Origin of the sequence: Streptosporangium sp. CA-115845, assembly GCF_050943795.1 — a bacterium.
In the GTDB taxonomy this organism is placed as follows: Bacteria; Actinomycetota; Actinomycetes; order Streptosporangiales; family Streptosporangiaceae; genus Streptosporangium.
The window spans coordinates 527,469-541,708 of sequence record NZ_CP191988.1 but is presented as its reverse complement, the minus strand read 5'-3'; the positions used below and the strand labels follow the sequence as shown (position 1 = coordinate 541,708).

General features: G+C 69.1%; 14 protein-coding genes and 1 pseudogene. 10 read left to right on the top strand and 5 right to left on the bottom strand.

From position 1 onward, the window contains the following. Nucleotides 1–38: 38 nt before the first annotated feature. The gene (proC, locus tag ACQP0P_RS04595; RefSeq protein WP_433371290.1) at nt 39–833 is read right to left on the bottom strand and encodes a pyrroline-5-carboxylate reductase; all 795 of its coding nucleotides are present in this window, start codon (nt 831–833) and stop codon (nt 39–41) included. Nucleotides 834–965: 132 nt separating this feature from the next. Here proC and ACQP0P_RS04590 point away from each other — a divergent pair, with 132 nt between their 5' ends. The 3 genes from ACQP0P_RS04590 to ACQP0P_RS04580 are packed head-to-tail and all read left to right on the top strand — an operon-like array spanning nt 966 to nt 2,096. Continuing rightward, nucleotides 966–1,199, top strand: a complete 234-nt coding sequence (locus ACQP0P_RS04590) for a type II toxin-antitoxin system VapB family antitoxin (protein ID WP_433371287.1) — start codon at nt 966–968, stop codon at nt 1,197–1,199. Beyond that, nucleotides 1,196–1,606: a PIN domain nuclease gene (locus tag ACQP0P_RS04585; protein WP_433371285.1), complete on the top strand. Its 411-nt coding sequence runs from the start codon at nt 1,196–1,198 to the stop codon at nt 1,604–1,606. Before ACQP0P_RS04590 ends, ACQP0P_RS04585 begins: the two co-directional genes overlap by 4 nt. 37 nt (nt 1,607–1,643) lie before the next feature. Then, nucleotides 1,644–2,096 (top strand): hypothetical protein, encoded by a 453-nt coding sequence (locus tag ACQP0P_RS04580; RefSeq protein WP_433371283.1) that lies wholly within the window; start codon nt 1,644–1,646, stop codon nt 2,094–2,096. A gap of 42 nt (nt 2,097–2,138) precedes the next feature. Here the strand turns inward: ACQP0P_RS04580 and ACQP0P_RS04575 are convergent, their stop codons facing one another. Both ACQP0P_RS04575 and ACQP0P_RS04570 read right to left on the bottom strand, forming a co-directional pair. Then, nucleotides 2,139–3,272: a hypothetical protein gene (locus ACQP0P_RS04575; RefSeq protein WP_433371280.1), complete on the bottom strand. Its 1,134-nt coding sequence runs from the start codon at nt 3,270–3,272 to the stop codon at nt 2,139–2,141. Next, nucleotides 3,265–3,843: an RNA polymerase sigma factor gene (locus tag ACQP0P_RS04570; protein ID WP_433371277.1), complete on the bottom strand. Its 579-nt coding sequence runs from the start codon at nt 3,841–3,843 to the stop codon at nt 3,265–3,267. The genes ACQP0P_RS04575 and ACQP0P_RS04570 overlap by 8 nt, the downstream gene beginning before the upstream one ends. Before the next feature lie 205 nt (nt 3,844–4,048). Here ACQP0P_RS04570 and dnaK point away from each other — a divergent pair, with 205 nt between their 5' ends. From dnaK to ACQP0P_RS04540, 6 genes and pseudogenes are all read left to right on the top strand, one after another. Beyond that, a complete protein-coding gene (gene dnaK, locus ACQP0P_RS04565; RefSeq protein WP_433371274.1) occupies nt 4,049–5,920 on the top strand; it encodes a molecular chaperone DnaK in 1,872 nt (623 codons plus the stop codon). 28 nt (nt 5,921–5,948) lie between these two features. Further along, nucleotides 5,949–6,566 carry a nucleotide exchange factor GrpE gene (grpE, locus tag ACQP0P_RS04560; RefSeq protein WP_433371272.1) on the top strand — a complete coding sequence of 206 codons (618 nt, stop codon included), beginning with the start codon at nt 5,949–5,951 and terminating at the stop codon, nt 6,564–6,566. 34 nt (nt 6,567–6,600) lie between these two features. After that, nucleotides 6,601–7,800, top strand: a complete 1,200-nt coding sequence (gene dnaJ, locus ACQP0P_RS04555) for a molecular chaperone DnaJ (RefSeq protein WP_433371269.1) — start codon at nt 6,601–6,603, stop codon at nt 7,798–7,800. A gap of 2 nt (nt 7,801–7,802) precedes the next feature. After that, nucleotides 7,803–8,055 (top strand): annotated as a pseudogene (locus ACQP0P_RS04550) (heat shock protein transcriptional repressor HspR); the annotation flags it as partial. 328 nt (nt 8,056–8,383) lie between these two features. Beyond that, complete coding sequence (gene clpB / locus ACQP0P_RS04545) at nt 8,384–10,966, top strand: ATP-dependent chaperone ClpB (protein WP_433371266.1); 2,583 nt, start codon at nt 8,384–8,386, stop codon at nt 10,964–10,966. Between the two features lie 120 nt (nt 10,967–11,086). Further along, a complete protein-coding gene (locus tag ACQP0P_RS04540; RefSeq protein WP_433371263.1) occupies nt 11,087–11,965 on the top strand; it encodes a hypothetical protein in 879 nt (292 codons plus the stop codon). 96 nt (nt 11,966–12,061) lie between these two features. On the opposite strand, the gene ACQP0P_RS04535 is transcribed toward ACQP0P_RS04540, so the two are convergent. Further along, a complete protein-coding gene (locus tag ACQP0P_RS04535) occupies nt 12,062–12,601 on the bottom strand; it encodes a hypothetical protein (protein ID WP_433371260.1) in 540 nt (179 codons plus the stop codon). A 169-nt stretch (nt 12,602–12,770) separates the two neighbouring features. Between ACQP0P_RS04535 and ACQP0P_RS04530 the strand changes: the two genes are divergently transcribed. After that, entirely contained in the window at nt 12,771–13,481 is a 711-nt protein-coding gene (locus tag ACQP0P_RS04530) for a hypothetical protein (RefSeq protein ID WP_433371258.1), read from the top strand. Here ACQP0P_RS04530 and ACQP0P_RS04525 read toward each other — a convergent pair. Continuing rightward, a complete protein-coding gene (locus tag ACQP0P_RS04525) occupies nt 13,457–14,104 on the bottom strand; it encodes a TetR/AcrR family transcriptional regulator (RefSeq protein ID WP_433371255.1) in 648 nt (215 codons plus the stop codon). The two genes, ACQP0P_RS04530 and ACQP0P_RS04525, sit on opposite strands and share 25 nt — an antisense overlap. Nucleotides 14,105–14,240: the final 136 nt, after the last annotated feature.

The window sequence follows — 14,240 nt, the reverse complement described above, 5'->3', positions numbered from 1 at the left end:
TAGGAAAATTTCCTAACAGATTTCCTAGCGGGGCGAGCTCAGCCCTCAGCGAGTTGGCGTCCCCTGTCCCTGGCGGCCTCGATGGCGGCCAGGAAGGCGGCTCGGACGCTGTGCCGCTCCAGTTCGGCGATGGCGGCAATGGTGGTGCCCCCCGGCGAGGTGACCGCCTCACGCAGTATCACCGGGTGCTCGCCCGAGTCACGGAGCATGATCGCCGCGCCGACGATCGACTGGGTGACCATGTCAAGGGCGGCGGCACGGGGCATGCCGAGCAGGATTCCGGCGTCGACCATGGCCTCGACGAGATAGAAGAAGTAGGCGGGACCGCTACCCGACAGGGCCGTGGCCGCGTCCTGCTGCGCCTCCGGGATGCGCAGCACCTTGCCGACCGGGCTGAACAGGTCCTCGGCACGCTTGAGGTGCTCCTCGGAGGCGTGCGCTCCCGCCGAGATCACGCTCATCGCCTCGTCGACCAGCACCGGCGTGTTGGACATGACCCGGACCACCGGGATCTCGGCGCCGAGCCGCGACTCGACGAACGAGGTCGTGATGCCCGCCGCCGCCGAGATGACCAGCCGGTCGGCCGGCAGGTGCGCCGCGATCTCGGCGAGCAGGAACCCCATGTCCTGCGGCTTGACCGCGAGGATGATCGTGTCGGCGCTCTTGGCGGCCTCGGCGTTGGAGACCACCCGGATGCCGTACTGCTTCGCGAGGGCCTCGCCCCGCTCGGCACGTCGTGCCGTCGCCATCACGTCGCCCGGCTTGAACCCGGCTCTGAGCAGCCCGGACAGCAGGGCCTCTCCCATCTTGCCGGTTCCAAGAATCGCGATCATGTGAGCACCTCGAAGTCGGGGATCGAAACTCCCCGCAGCCTATCGGCCCTCCTCCCGGCGAAATCATCCCGCCGAACAGGGGGATGGCGGTGTATGCTATGGACATACATCACCAACATAATGGGGGTGAAAATGAGCATCACCCAGATCGACCTTGACGACGAGGCGCTCGCGGAAGCGATGCGCATGCTTGGCACCACCACGAAAAAGGACACGGTGAACGCCGCCCTGCGAGAGTACGTGACACGCGTCAGGCGCATCGAGGCGCTGGAGGCACTCTCCGCCCGAGCGGCCCAAGGAGAGTTCGACAGTGCGGCGAAGGCACACCGCGCGGCCAAAGAGACCCGGGATGACGCCTTCTCGTGATTGCCTACCTGGCGGACACGTCCGCGCTGTGGCACCTCCTGCGCACTCCCGAGACGCAGGAGGCGTGGGTCGACCGGATAGCCTCGGGGGCACTGAGGATCTGCGAGCCCACAAGAACCGAGTTCCTCTACTCCGCGCTCGGCCCGGCCCACCGCGACGAGTTGGAGGCGGAGCTAAACGATCTCTGCGGCCTGGCGACGGTCCCCAAGTCCGCGTGGCGCTGGGTGGAGAACGCGCAGTACAAGCTCACCCAGAAGGGCCTGCACCGTTCCGCCGGGCCGATCGACCTGCTGCTGTGCGCGACCGCCGTACACCACGGGCTGACGGTGCTCCACGTCGACAACGACTTCGTCACCGTCTCGGCGGTCATGACCGACGTACGGCAGCGCGACATCAGGATGTCCTGAACCTGACGGGACTCCGGTCCGTCTTAGGAGTATGCGTATGATCGCGACCTCCATCCTGGCCGGAAGCCTCCTGCTGGCCCTGGGCTGCGGCACCGACCCCAGCGCCACCGTCACCACCAGCGCCGCCCCCTCGCAGCCGGTGAGCCATACCGTGGCGCCCCGGGACGAACCAACCGGCGGTGTCCCCAAGCCGACGAGACCCGAGGGTCACACGGACAATCCCCGCAAGGTCAGGTGGCTGACGGCCAAACCGTCGAAGGACGGCCGGAGCCTGCGGATCGTCTGGTGGTCCGGGGTCGAGCCGTGCACCGTGCTCGACCGGGTCACCGTGCGGGAGACCTCCAAGAGGGTGACCGTCACCCTCTGGGAGGGCCCGAGCAGCAAGGCCCAGAACGTCGCCTGCATCGAGATCGCCATCCAGAAGGTGACGACCGTCAAGCTCAGGAAACCCCTCGACGGCCGCAAGGTGGTCGACGGCGCCAAGCGCTGAGCCCGGTACGGCTCCCGCAGTGCGGGAGCCGTACCGGAGGGGTCAGCAGGTGACGCCGGCCTTCCCGCGGCAGCCCGGGGGAAGCTTGGGCCGCTCATCGGTCCAGCCCATCTTGTCGATGACGATGGAGGAGACCACAATGCCCTTGGGGAACCCGCCTTCGGCGTTCACCGTGACGAATCTCTCGGTCGTGCCCTCACCGGTCCGAGAATCGAAGAAGATCTCTTTCGTGGTCGGCACCAGGCGGGTGCCCACCTGGTAACTGATCTCGTCACCGACGGTGACGACGATGGCGGAACGGCCCAGCGGATCGTTGCCCTCCCGTGCCGTCCGGGCCTCGGACTGTTCCGCATACAGGCGCAGCAACGCCGCCCGGAGTCCGGGACGGGTCGGCGCGGTCATCATGTTGCGCACGGCACTCCTGATGAATTCCTCCCAGGACCACGGGACGCCCCGCTTCTGATCGGCCTTGTGGTAGCCCTCAAGGCGCTCCCGCAGCCGCGCCGGATCGGTCGGGAGGGCATCCAGCTCGGCGACGCTGAGACCGCCCATGCCGGGTTCGGTGACCTGTCCCATGGTCCGGTACTTGCGTCGCGACCGCTTGTCTTCGAGGACGGTCGGACCGCAGACAGAGGCGTTGTCGCACTTGGGCAGGCGCCACCGGTCGGGCGAGCCCTGCTTCCGCCAGATCTTCTCGTCCGCCGGTGTGTCCGGCCGGATACCGAACGACTCCGTCTCCTGGACGTACAAGGCTCCCGGCTTCCGCGGGGCCCACTGGACGATGTCCCCTCTGGACGCGATCCAGTAGCGCGTGGGTTCCTTGCCGACCAGATGCCGGTGGACGCGAGTCCCCTGGACACGCCAGTAGGCGCCGGTCTCGGCTGGCAGCTTCTCCACCCTGTCCGCGAGTTCCAGGAGCAGTCGCTCCCCGGTCTTCGGCGTCCCCAGCACCGGGGCCGGGGCCGGGGCCAGGAGAGTCGCGGCGAGTGCGACCACGGTGATGACGGCGGCGGTTGCCATGGCGGCTCCAATGATCAGCGTCCAGTTGAGGTGACGGCCGCGCCGTACCCCGTGGGTGGTGTGGGTGGTCAGGCGGGCGCGGGCGCGGGCGACCACCTCGGGCGCGGGCGGCGGCGCGTCCGGCAGGGAGGACGCCAGCAGGCCGATCTCATCCATCGTGGGCCTCCTTCAGCGGGTTGACGTCGCCCAGTGCCTTGCGGAGTTGCCTGCGGGCGCGGTTCAGCCGGGACGCCACGGTCCCGTAGGGGATGCCGAGCGCATCCGCCACCTCGGCGTGGCCGAGGCCGCCGAGGGCGACGAGCAGGACGACGTCGCGGTCGCGCTTGGCCAGACCGGCCAGCGCCCCCGCGAGACGGCCGGTCACCTGCCCCGCGGCGACCCTGGCGGTCACGACGTCCTCGTGGCCGTCCACCTGACCCGCCGCCTCGACACGGCTGAGCGCCTTCCACCGGCGCACCTCGCTGCGCCGGTGTTTGGCCAGCAGGTTGGTGGCTATGCCGTACAGCCAGGGCCGGACGCCGCCCCGCGCGGCGTCGAAACGGTCGCGGGCCCGGAAGGCCACAAGGAAGGTCTCGGCCGCGAGGTCGTCGGCGGCGTCGACGTCCAGACGCCGGGCGATGTAGCGGTGGATCTCGGCGAAGTGGGCGTCAAAGACCCGGTCGAAGTCGTCGCGTGGCGACCACTCACCGGTGCCGGGCGCCAGGCCGAGTTCGGGAGAGCCGATCACGTCCCGGTCCTCGGACCGGGATCAGGGGGAGCGATCACGCGTGCTCCTTCGTTGGGAGACAGGGAACGCCTGCTGTTTCCCGGAAGCCGGGAATGCTTTCACGCGGTCGAGGGTTGAGCGCAATAGACTCAAGTCGTTTGACAAACCTTGCACGAGGTTCCACTATGAGTGGCATCGACTCAACTTTGACTACAAGGACGTACTCATGGCACGTGCGGTAGGTATCGACCTGGGGACGACCAACTCCGTCGTCTCGATTCTTGAGGGCGGTGAGCCCACCGTCATCGCCAACGCCCAGGGTTCGCGGACCACGCCGTCCGTGGTCGCCTTCGCGAAGAACGGCGAGGTCCTCGTCGGAGAGGTCGCCAAGCGGCAGGCCGTCACCAACGTCGACCGGACGATTCGCTCGGTCAAGCGCGAGATGGGCACCAACTGGGCCGTCGAGATCGACGGCAAGAAGTTCTCCCCGCAGCAGATCAGCGCCTTCGTCCTGCAGAAGCTCAAGCAGGACGCCGAGGCCTACCTGGGCGAGAAGATCACCGACGCGGTGATCACCGTTCCCGCCTACTTCAACGACGCTCAGCGTCAGGCCACCCAGGAAGCCGGCACCATCGCCGGCCTCAACGTGCTGCGCATCATCAACGAGCCCACCGCCGCGGCGCTCGCCTACGGCCTGGACAAGGACAAGGACGAGACCATCCTCGTCTTCGACCTCGGCGGCGGCACCTTCGACGTGTCCCTGCTCGACGTCGGCCAGGAGGACGGCCACGGCTTCGTCGAGGTCAAGGCCACCAGCGGCGACAACCACCTCGGTGGTGACGACTGGGACCAGCGCGTCGTCGACGAGCTCGCCACCCGGTTCAAGAACGCCCACGGCGTCGACCTGACCAAGGACAAGATGGCCCTCCAGCGCCTGCGTGAGGCCGCGGAGAAGGCCAAGATCGAGCTCTCCAGCCAGTCGGAGACCTCCATCAACCTGCCCTACATCACCGCCTCGGCCGAGGGTCCCCTCCACCTGGAGGAGAAGCTCACCCGCGCCGAGTTCCAGCGGCTCACCGCCGACCTGCTCGAGCGGTGCAAGGGCCCGTTCAACCAGGTCGTCAAGGACGCCGGCATCAAGGTCTCCGACATCGCCCACGTGGTGCTCGTCGGCGGCTCGACCCGTATGCCCGCCGTCGCCGACCTCGTCAAGGAGCTGACCGCCGGCAGGGAGCCCAACAAGGGCGTCAACCCGGACGAGGTCGTGGCCATCGGCGCCGCCCTCCAGGCCGGTGTGCTCAAGGGCGAGGTCAAGGACGTCCTGCTGCTCGACGTGACCCCGCTGAGCCTGGGCATCGAGACCAAGGGCGGGATCTTCACCAAGATCATCGAGCGTAACACCACGATCCCGACCAAGCGCTCCGAAGTCTTCACCACGGCCGAGGACAACCAGCCGTCGGTGCAGATCCAGGTCTACCAGGGCGAGCGCGAGATCGCGGCGTACAACAAGAAGCTGGCCACCTTCGAGCTGACCGGCATCGCCCCGGCGCCGCGCGGGATCCCGCAGATCGAGGTCACCTTCGACATCGACGCCAACGGCATCGTCAACGTCTCCGCCAAGGACCTCGGCACCGGCAAGGAGCAGACGATGACGATCACCGGCGGCTCCGCGCTGCCGAAGGACGACATCGAGCGCATGATGCGCGAGGCCGAGTCCTACGCCGACGAGGACAAGAAGCGCCGCGAAGAGGCCGAGACGCGTAACAACGCCGACTCGCTCGTCTACCAGACCGAGAAGTTCCTCGGCGAGAACGCCGAGAAGGTCCCGGACGACATCAAGACCGAGGTCAACGAGGCCGTCGCCGAGCTCAAGAAGGCCCTGGAGGGCACCGACTCGTCCGAGATCCGCGCCTCCGCGGAGAAGCTCGCCACGGTCAGCCAGAAGATGGGCTCCGCCATCTACGCTCAGTCGCAGGCCTCCGAGGCCCCGACCGGCGCCCCCGGGGCGGACGCCACCGCCGGGCAGAAGGCGGATGACGACGTGGTCGAGGCCGAGATCGTGGACGACGACCCGAAGCGCGACAGCGACACCAAGTGACGGCCGGAAAGTCGAGGGGAGCAGCAGCGTGAGCACGCGCGAGAACGGTTCCGAGGAGGAGCCGGTGATCCGCGACAACCGGAAGATAGACCCGGAGACGGGACAGGTCCGCGAGACGGCCCCGGCGGAGGCCACGGGTCAGAGCGACAAGGAGCAGGCCGACAGGTCGTCCTCGTCCTCCCTGGCATCGGACCTCGCCTCGATCGAGCTGGCCACCCAGCTCGCCGAGCGCACCGCGGACCTACAGCGTCTTCAGGCCGAGTATTCCAACTATCGCAAGCGGGTCGAGCGGGACCGGGCTGTGGTCAAGGAGCAGGCGGTGGCCGGTGCGCTGGCCGAACTGCTTCCTGTCCTCGACGACATCGGCCGGGCCCGCGACCACGGCGAGCTGACCGGCGGTTTCGCCAAGGTGAGCGAGTCGCTGGAGACGGCCACGGGGAAACTGGGGCTGAGCGCCTTCGGTACCAAGGGCGAACCGTTCGACCCGACGGTGCACGAGGCCCTGATGCACAGTTACTCCCCCGACGTCACGGAGCCGACCTGCGTGGAGATCCTGCAGCTCGGTTACCGGATCGGCGAGCGAGTGCTCCGCCCCGCGCGAGTCGCGGTGGCCGAGCCCGAAGAGCCGGCCGCGGACGACAACTGACCCCCCAAGATCCGATCTCTGAGAAGGAACGTGGATGAGCACCAAGGACTACTTGGAGAAGGACTACTACGCCGTCCTTGGTGTGCCCAAGACCGCCACGGCCGATGAGATCAAGAAGGCGTACCGGAAGCTGGCCAGGAAGTACCACCCTGACGCCAACCCCGGAAGCTCGGCGACCTCCGAGAGCACCGCCAAGTTCAAGGAGGTCTCCGAGGCCTACGACATCCTGTCCGACACCAAGCGCCGCAAGGAGTACGACGAGGCGCGGACGCTGTTCGGATCGGGCCTGGGCGGCTACGCGGGGACCGGGGGGGCTCCGCGCACCGGCGCGGGTGGGTTCCCGTTCGATCTGGGGGACCTCTTCGGAGGCACCCACCAGCAGAGCGGCGCCGGGGAGCGCATCGGCGACATCTTCGGCGGCCTCTTCAACCGGGGTGGCGCGAGCCGCCCCGGCGGGACGTCGACCAGGGCACGGCGCGGCCAGGACATCGAGTCCGAGGTCTCGCTCTCCTTCTCCGAGGCGGTGGAGGGCACCACGGTCTCGCTCCGGCTGACCAGTTCGTCCGCGTGCACCGCGTGCGGGGGAACCGGCGCCAAGGCCGGCACCACCCCGCGGGTCTGCCCGACCTGCGAGGGCACCGGGGCGGCCAGCCGCAACCTCGGAAACTTCGCCTTCTCCGAGCCGTGCCGCGACTGCAAGGGCCGCGGCCTGCTGGTGGACGACCCGTGCCAGGTGTGTGAGGGGAGTGGGCGGGGCAAGAGCACCCGCACGATCCAGGCCCGCATCCCGGCAGGGGTCGGCGACGGCCAGCGCATCAAGGTCAAGGCGAAGGGCGCGCCCGGGGAGAACGGCGGCCCCGCCGGTGACCTCTACGTCCAGATCCACGTCAAGCCGCACTCCGTGTTCGGCAGGACGGGTGAGAACCTGACGGTCACCGTCCCGGTCACCTTCACCGAGGCGGCGCTGGGAGCCGAGATCAAGGTGCCGATTCTCAAGGGAATGCCGGTCACGCTGCGCATCCCCGAGGGCACCCCGAACGGCCGCACCTTCCGGGTGCGCGGCAGGGGTGTGGCACGCAAGGACGGCACCAAGGGCGATCTGCTCGCCACGATCGAGGTTCTGGTGCCACAGCAGCTGGAGGACAAGGCGAGAGGGGCCCTTGAGGAGTTCCGCGACGCCACCTCGGGTGGTGACCCACGGGCGGACCTCATCGAACAGGCCAGAAGCGAGTAGCCATGGAAGCCAACTACTTCGATCTGTCGGATGACACACCCGTCTATGTGATCTCGGTGGCCGCCCAGCTGTCAGGTCTGCACCCGCAGACCCTTCGCCAGTACGACCGTCTCGGCCTGGTCAGCCCAGGCCGTACGGCGGGACGCGGACGCCTGTACTCCACCCGCGACATCATGATGCTCCGCGAGGTCCAGCGGCTCTCCCAGGAGGAGGGCATCAACCTCGCGGGCATCAAGCGAATCCTGGTCCTCGAAACGGAGGCCCTGCGCCTGCGTGACGAGAACCACCGTCTCCGCGCGGAGATGAACATGATCCGCGCCCTCATCCAGTACCAGCTACCTCCCGCCTGAAACCCCCACCCGTGAGCACCCTCCGGCGACTGAATCCGGAAGCCGTAAAAGACGGGATAAGTGATCCCTCTCGTGGGACTACCCGTGAGGCCGCGCCGGCGACTGGACTGAGGAGAGCGGGGTTGCGAGGAACGAGCAACCCCGCTCGACGAGGGAAGGAGCCGGGTAAGAGCGGCCGAACCGCGACGCGCAGCGTCGCCAGCAGCACGCCCTGAACCACACGAGGGAAGTCAATGGACTACAAGCTCACCCAGAAGAGTCAGGCGGCGGTCTCCTCCGCCATCCGGCGGGCAGCCGCGGAGGGTAACCCCGAGGTCGCCCCGGCCCATCTGTTCACCTCACTGCTCGCCCAGACCGGCGGCACCGCGGTGCCCCTGCTCGAAGCGGTGGGCGCCGACTGGAAGCAGTTGCGGATCGAGGCCGAGAAGCAGCTCGCGGCCCTGCCGAAGGCACAGGGCGCCACGGTCAGCGCCCCGTCGAGCTCCCGGCAGCTTCTCACCGTGATGAACACGGCGGCCCAGCGGGCCCGCGGCCTTGAGGACGACTACGTCTCGACCGAGCACCTGCTGGTCGGTCTCGCCACGGACGGCGGCCCCGTCGCCGAACTGCTCAAATCGCGCGGCGCGAGCCCGAACGCGCTGCTCGACGCCTTCGAGAAGGTACGCGGGCACGCCAGGGTGACCAGCGAGACGCCCGAGGACACCTACCAGGCGCTGGAGAAGTACGGGATCGACCTGACCGAGCGGGCCCGGGCGGGCAAGCTCGATCCGGTGATCGGCCGCGACTCGGAGATCCGGCGCGTCGTCCAGGTGCTCAGCCGCCGTACCAAGAACAACCCGGTGCTCATCGGCGAGCCCGGCGTCGGAAAGACCGCCGTGGTGGAGGGGCTGGCCCAGCGGATCGTCGCGGGTGACGTGCCCTCCAGCCTGCGCGACAAGCGCCTGATCGCGCTCGACCTGGGCGCGATGGTCGCCGGCGCCAAGTACCGCGGCGAGTTCGAGGAACGTCTCAAGGCGGTGCTCGGGGAGATCAAGGAGAGTGACGGCCAGGTCGTCACCTTCATCGACGAGCTGCACACCATGGTCGGCGCGGGCGCCGGCGAGGGCGCGATGGACGCGGGCAACATGCTCAAGCCCATGCTCGCCCGCGGCGAGCTGAGGATGATCGGCGCCACCACACTGGACGAGTACCGCGAGCGCATCGAGAAGGACCCCGCGCTGGAGCGGCGGTTCCAGCAGGTCTACGTGGGCGAGCCCACCGTCGAGGACACGATCGCCATCCTGCGCGGCCTCAAGGGGCGCTACGAGGCACACCACCAGGTCCAGATCGCCGACGGCGCGCTCGTGGCCGCCGCCGCCCTCTCCGACCGCTACATCACCTCCCGCTTCCTGCCCGACAAGGCGATCGACCTTGTCGACGAGGCCGCCTCCCGGCTCCGCATGGAGATCGACTCCCGTCCCGTCGAGATCGACCAGCTCCAGCGGAACGTGGACCGGATGAAGATGGAGGAGCTGGCGCTCTCCAAGGAGACCGACGAGAGCAGCCTGCAGAGGCTGGAGCGGCTCCGCGGGGAACTCGCCGACCGCCAGGAGGAGCTCAACGCCCTGGTCGGCCGGTGGGAGCAGGAGAAGGCCGGACTCAACCGGGTCGGTGACCTGAAGAAGCAGATCGACGAGGTGCGGAGCGCCGCCGAGCGCGCGCAGCGCGACGGCGACTTCGAGGCCGCCTCGCGGCTGATGTACGCCGAGGTGCCCAGCCTGGAGGCCAAGCTCGCCGAGGCCAGCAAGGCCGCCCAGCCCGAGAACCCGATGGTCAAGGAGGAGGTCGGCGCCGACGACATCGCCCAGGTCATCTCCTCGTGGACCGGCATCCCCGCAGGTCGGCTGCTCGAAGGCGAGACCAGCAAACTGCTCCGCATGGAGGAGGAACTCGGCAGGCGGCTGATCGGCCAGCGGCAGGCGGTCGAAGCGGTCTCCGACGCCGTACGGCGAGCGCGGGCCGGCATCTCCGACCCGGACCGGCCGACCGGCAGCTTCCTGTTCCTTGGTCCGACGGGCGTCGGCAAGACGGAGCTGGCCAAGGCGCTGGCGGACTTCCTGTTCGACGACGAGCGGGCGATGGTCCGCATCGACATGAGCGAGTACGGCGAGAAGCACAGCGTCTCGCGGCTGGTGGGCGCCCCACCCGGTTACGTGGGCTACGAGGAGGGTGGCCAGCTCACCGAGGCCGTGCGGCGCAGGCCGTACACCGTGGTGCTGCTGGACGAGGTCGAGAAGGCCCACCCCGAGGTCTTCGACATCCTGCTCCAGGTGCTCGACGACGGACGGCTCACCGACGGACAGGGCCGGACCGTCGACTTCCGCAACGTGATCCTGATCCTCACCTCCAACATCGGCTCGCAGTTCCTCGTGGACCCGAGCATGGCGAAGGAGGCTCAGCGGACCGCCGTGATGGCCGCGGTCAGGAGTTCGTTCAAGCCCGAGTTCCTCAACCGGCTCGACGACGTGATCCAGTTCGACGCGCTCGGCACCGAGGAGCTCTCCCAGATCGTGGACCTGCAGGTGACCCACCTGGCCAGGCGCCTGGCAGACCGGCGGCTCACGCTGACGGTGACCCCGGCGGCACGCGACTGGCTGGCGCTGACGGGCTACGACCCGCTGTACGGCGCACGCCCGCTCCGCCGCCTCGTCCAGTCCGCGATCGGCGACAAGCTGGCCAAGGAGGTGCTCTCCGGCGAGGTCCAGGACGGCGACGAGGTGCTGGTCGACCTCGACGAGGCGAGCGACTCCCTGAGCATCGGCCCGGTAAGGGCTTGACCATCACCGGATGGGGTCCGGTAATGGCTCGACCACCATTGGGTTAAGCGCGCCCCTGGGCAAGACCCCCCTGTTACGTTCAGCAGTCATCGGATTACCGAACGCAACAGGGGGACGCGCATGTCGAACTCATCACGGAACATCAGGGGAATCCTCGCGGTGGCGCTGCTCACCGCCGGCGCCGGCTGGACCATGGTCTCTCCGGCCTCGGCGGAGGTCGCACCCTGCCAGGAGCGCGAGGCGGCGGAGGCACCACAGGCGCCCGGGGCCATGGCGGCCGCCTGCGAGGAGGCCGGCGACGTCGGAGGCGCCGCGGCAGCCGGCGGGACGACGACCGCCGGGGCGCCGGCGACCGCGGACGGTTCCGGGGCGTCGGTGACCGCGAACATCGGCGAGACGCCGGTCGTGACGGACGGCGCCGGGGCATCGGTGACCGCCGGCACCGGCGAGATGCCGGTGACCGCGGACCGGCTCGCACACGTCACCGACCTGCCGGATCTCTCCCAGGCCTCGGCGCTGGTCAGCTTCGCCGATGCCGGGGGCGTCGCCGCGGGCACCGGCTACCACGCGCTGCCCTTCGGGCTGTCGAGCCTTCCCGGTCACGAGTGGACGAACTCCTGGGTGAGCATCGTGGCCGACGCGCCGGACCTGCCCGGCCTGCCGGGCGCGCCGGGTGCTCCCAGCGACGGCATCAGCTGGCTGCGGGCCCCGGTGCCCCCGGCGCCCGAGCGGCCCGCCGAAGCGGCGGTCACGCCGGACGACGACACGGCGCCGCTGCCCCAGCCGGCCCAGGCGGACGCCGTCACCGAAGACCTGCCGTCGGCCGAAACGCCGGTGGTGGAGCCTCCGGCCGTCGCACGCCCGGAGACCCCCGCGGCGCCGGAGACTCCCGCGGTGCCGGACACCGCCGCGGGCGAGGCCGCCACCACGGAGGGCAGCGCGGAGCTTTCCGTCCTCCCCGCGCTGGAGAGGACGATCCCGGGCCTCAATGTGGGGTAGTCACCGGATCGCGAACCACCACGGAGGAAGGGTCGTGCCTCAACGGGCACGACCCTTTCCTGGTTTCAGGGCAGGCAGCCGGAGCGGCGGCCGCCGTCAGCACGAAGCGTCAAGGAGGGCGTCGAGCTCGTCTTCGGGGAGCCCGAGGTCGACGCGGATCCGGTAGCGGGTTCTGAGCAGGGCGATGTGCTCACCCCCGCCCTCCACCGCCCGGTGCGCCCCCTCGGTGGCCCACCGATGGGCCTCCCCGAGGTCTCCGTAGGCGACGAGCGTCTCAGCGACCGTGAGAGCGGTGGCCGCGGTGACCTCGCCGACCGCGTGAATCGCGGCGATCACTTCTCTCGCCTCGTCCGGCTGTTCGAGCTCGAAAAGGGTGTCGGCGATCCCGGCCCGGGGATCGACGCTCACCTCGCCACCGTCGTCCACCGCCCGCTGGAAGCAGTCAAGGGCCCGAGCGGGCTGTCCGGCCTGCCGCCACTCCTCGGCGGCGAGCACGAGGATCGCCGCCCGCGACATGTCGCCGGACGCGTACGCCTCGACCAGGGCTTCGAGTCGCCAAGCCAGGGCTTCGTGATCGTCGGCCAGAAGTGCCTGCTCAAGCAATCGATCAAGTTGCTCACGTGTCACATGCGCCACATCGCGAGAGTACCGAGCGACGCTCGACCGCGTACGGCCAACGGTAGGTATTGGCCACATGACCTTGAGTAAACGAACGACTACGGTGCGCGTGTTTCTCCAGTAAAACGGGCATATGAGCGATGACTCCTGCTAGGGGAGCACATCATTGGGAGGAGCTGCGATGGGCATGTCCAGGCAGACGGCCTTCACCCTGATGCTTCTCCTGGCCTTCTCTGTGATCGTTCCGGGGTCCGCCGGATATCTGTCGGTCAAGATGGAGGCGATCGGTCAGGCCCACCAGGAGCTGCTCACCCTGGAGAGCAGGCTCCGTCATGAGAAGCTCGCCGCCCGGATCAAGAGGATGGAGCAGGTCCAGCGGGCACGACGTCTCCAACCGGTCCCCCCCTCCGGCCGCGAGCCCTCCGAGCCCGTCCGGAGCTCCCGCGTCGAGTCGGGGACGCTGCCGCCCGGACCCGGCACGGTCGTAGCGGTGCCGATCGAGCCGAGCGCGGAGTGGCCGCGCGAGAGACGGCCGCGCGCGCAACGGCAGGATGTGCAGCGGCAGAGCACCCAGAGACCGGGAGCAGCCTGGCAGAACCCGCAGGGGCTGGAAGCGCAGAGACTGCTGGAAGCGCAGAGACCGACGGCACAGAGGCGCGTTGAGACCGGGACGGCCGGGGCGGCCGAGGCGGCCGGCGGGACCTTCGCGCAGGAGCGGTGGTCCCAGCTCGAACGCCGGGGCAGGGTCCGGCAGTATCAGGAACGGCTCACCGCCCCGGGGCCCGTGTTCACCACGCCGGACTCGATCGGCGGCGGGAACCCGCGTGAGGACACCGGCGAGTCTCTCGCCGAGAACCTTCTCCCCCAGCTCCCTCAGACCGAGACCCGGGCGAACTGACGGTTCAGATAGCCACGGATCAGCCGCTTGGCCTCGGCCACGATCTCCGGGTCGCCGTTCGGATCACGGCGGAACGCCAACTTGAGCACCGCGTCTCCGGCCTCCACCGCGACCAGGATGGCCAGGTCGAACTCCTCGCTGTCGGCCAGGCCGTACTCCTGCAGGAGGAGGCCGCGCAGCCGTCCGGCGATCACCGTGTTGTTCTCAGAACCGGCGTCGAGCAGGTTGAGGTCGACCACGTCGCCGAAGTGCAGGGACCGGAAACCCGGCACGGTCCTGTGCATCTCCACGTACTCATCGATGATCGCGTCGACCGCGTCCCACCAGCCCGCGTAGTCCTCCGACAGGAAGCGTCTCCCGATCCGGGAGACGAACCCCTCGATGTGACGCCGGGTCACCGCCTGGGCGATGGCTCGTTTGTCGGGAAAGAACTGGTAGACCGAGCCGATCGCGACCCCCGCGCGTTCGGCGATCCGTGTGGTGGAAAGCGCGTCGTAGCCGATCTCGTCCAGCAGGTCGGCGCACGCGTCGAGCATTCGCTCCACGCGCCGTGCGCTCCGTCGCTGGGTGGGCTGACGCCGCAGCGGGACTTCGCAGGGCTCCTCGGCGGGCACGATGGACACCCCACCATCTTGCCCGCCTGACGCCGTCAGGTCAGTGCTTATTCGTCATTGAAGCGCTCCCCACGGCTAAAGCCGGGGATTCCAGCCGGCTTCGCCGCCGCCAACCGTACCGGCCGGTGCACGGCCGCCGGGCCGG

Coding starts and splice junctions, on each gene's coding strand:
- proC (WP_433371290.1), bottom strand. CDS start 833: ATGATCGCGATTCTTGGAACCGGCAAGATGGGAGAGGCCCTGCTGTCC.
- ACQP0P_RS04590 (WP_433371287.1), top strand. CDS start 966: ATGAGCATCACCCAGATCGACCTTGACGACGAGGCGCTCGCGGAAGCG.
- ACQP0P_RS04580 (WP_433371283.1), top strand. CDS start 1,644: ATGATCGCGACCTCCATCCTGGCCGGAAGCCTCCTGCTGGCCCTGGGC.
- ACQP0P_RS04575 (WP_433371280.1), bottom strand. CDS start 3,272: ATGGATGAGATCGGCCTGCTGGCGTCCTCCCTGCCGGACGCGCCGCCG.
- dnaK (WP_433371274.1), top strand. CDS start 4,049: ATGGCACGTGCGGTAGGTATCGACCTGGGGACGACCAACTCCGTCGTC.
- dnaJ (WP_433371269.1), top strand. CDS start 6,601: ATGAGCACCAAGGACTACTTGGAGAAGGACTACTACGCCGTCCTTGGT.
- clpB (WP_433371266.1), top strand. CDS start 8,384: ATGGACTACAAGCTCACCCAGAAGAGTCAGGCGGCGGTCTCCTCCGCC.
- ACQP0P_RS04540 (WP_433371263.1), top strand. CDS start 11,087: ATGTCGAACTCATCACGGAACATCAGGGGAATCCTCGCGGTGGCGCTG.
- ACQP0P_RS04530 (WP_433371258.1), top strand. CDS start 12,771: ATGTCCAGGCAGACGGCCTTCACCCTGATGCTTCTCCTGGCCTTCTCT.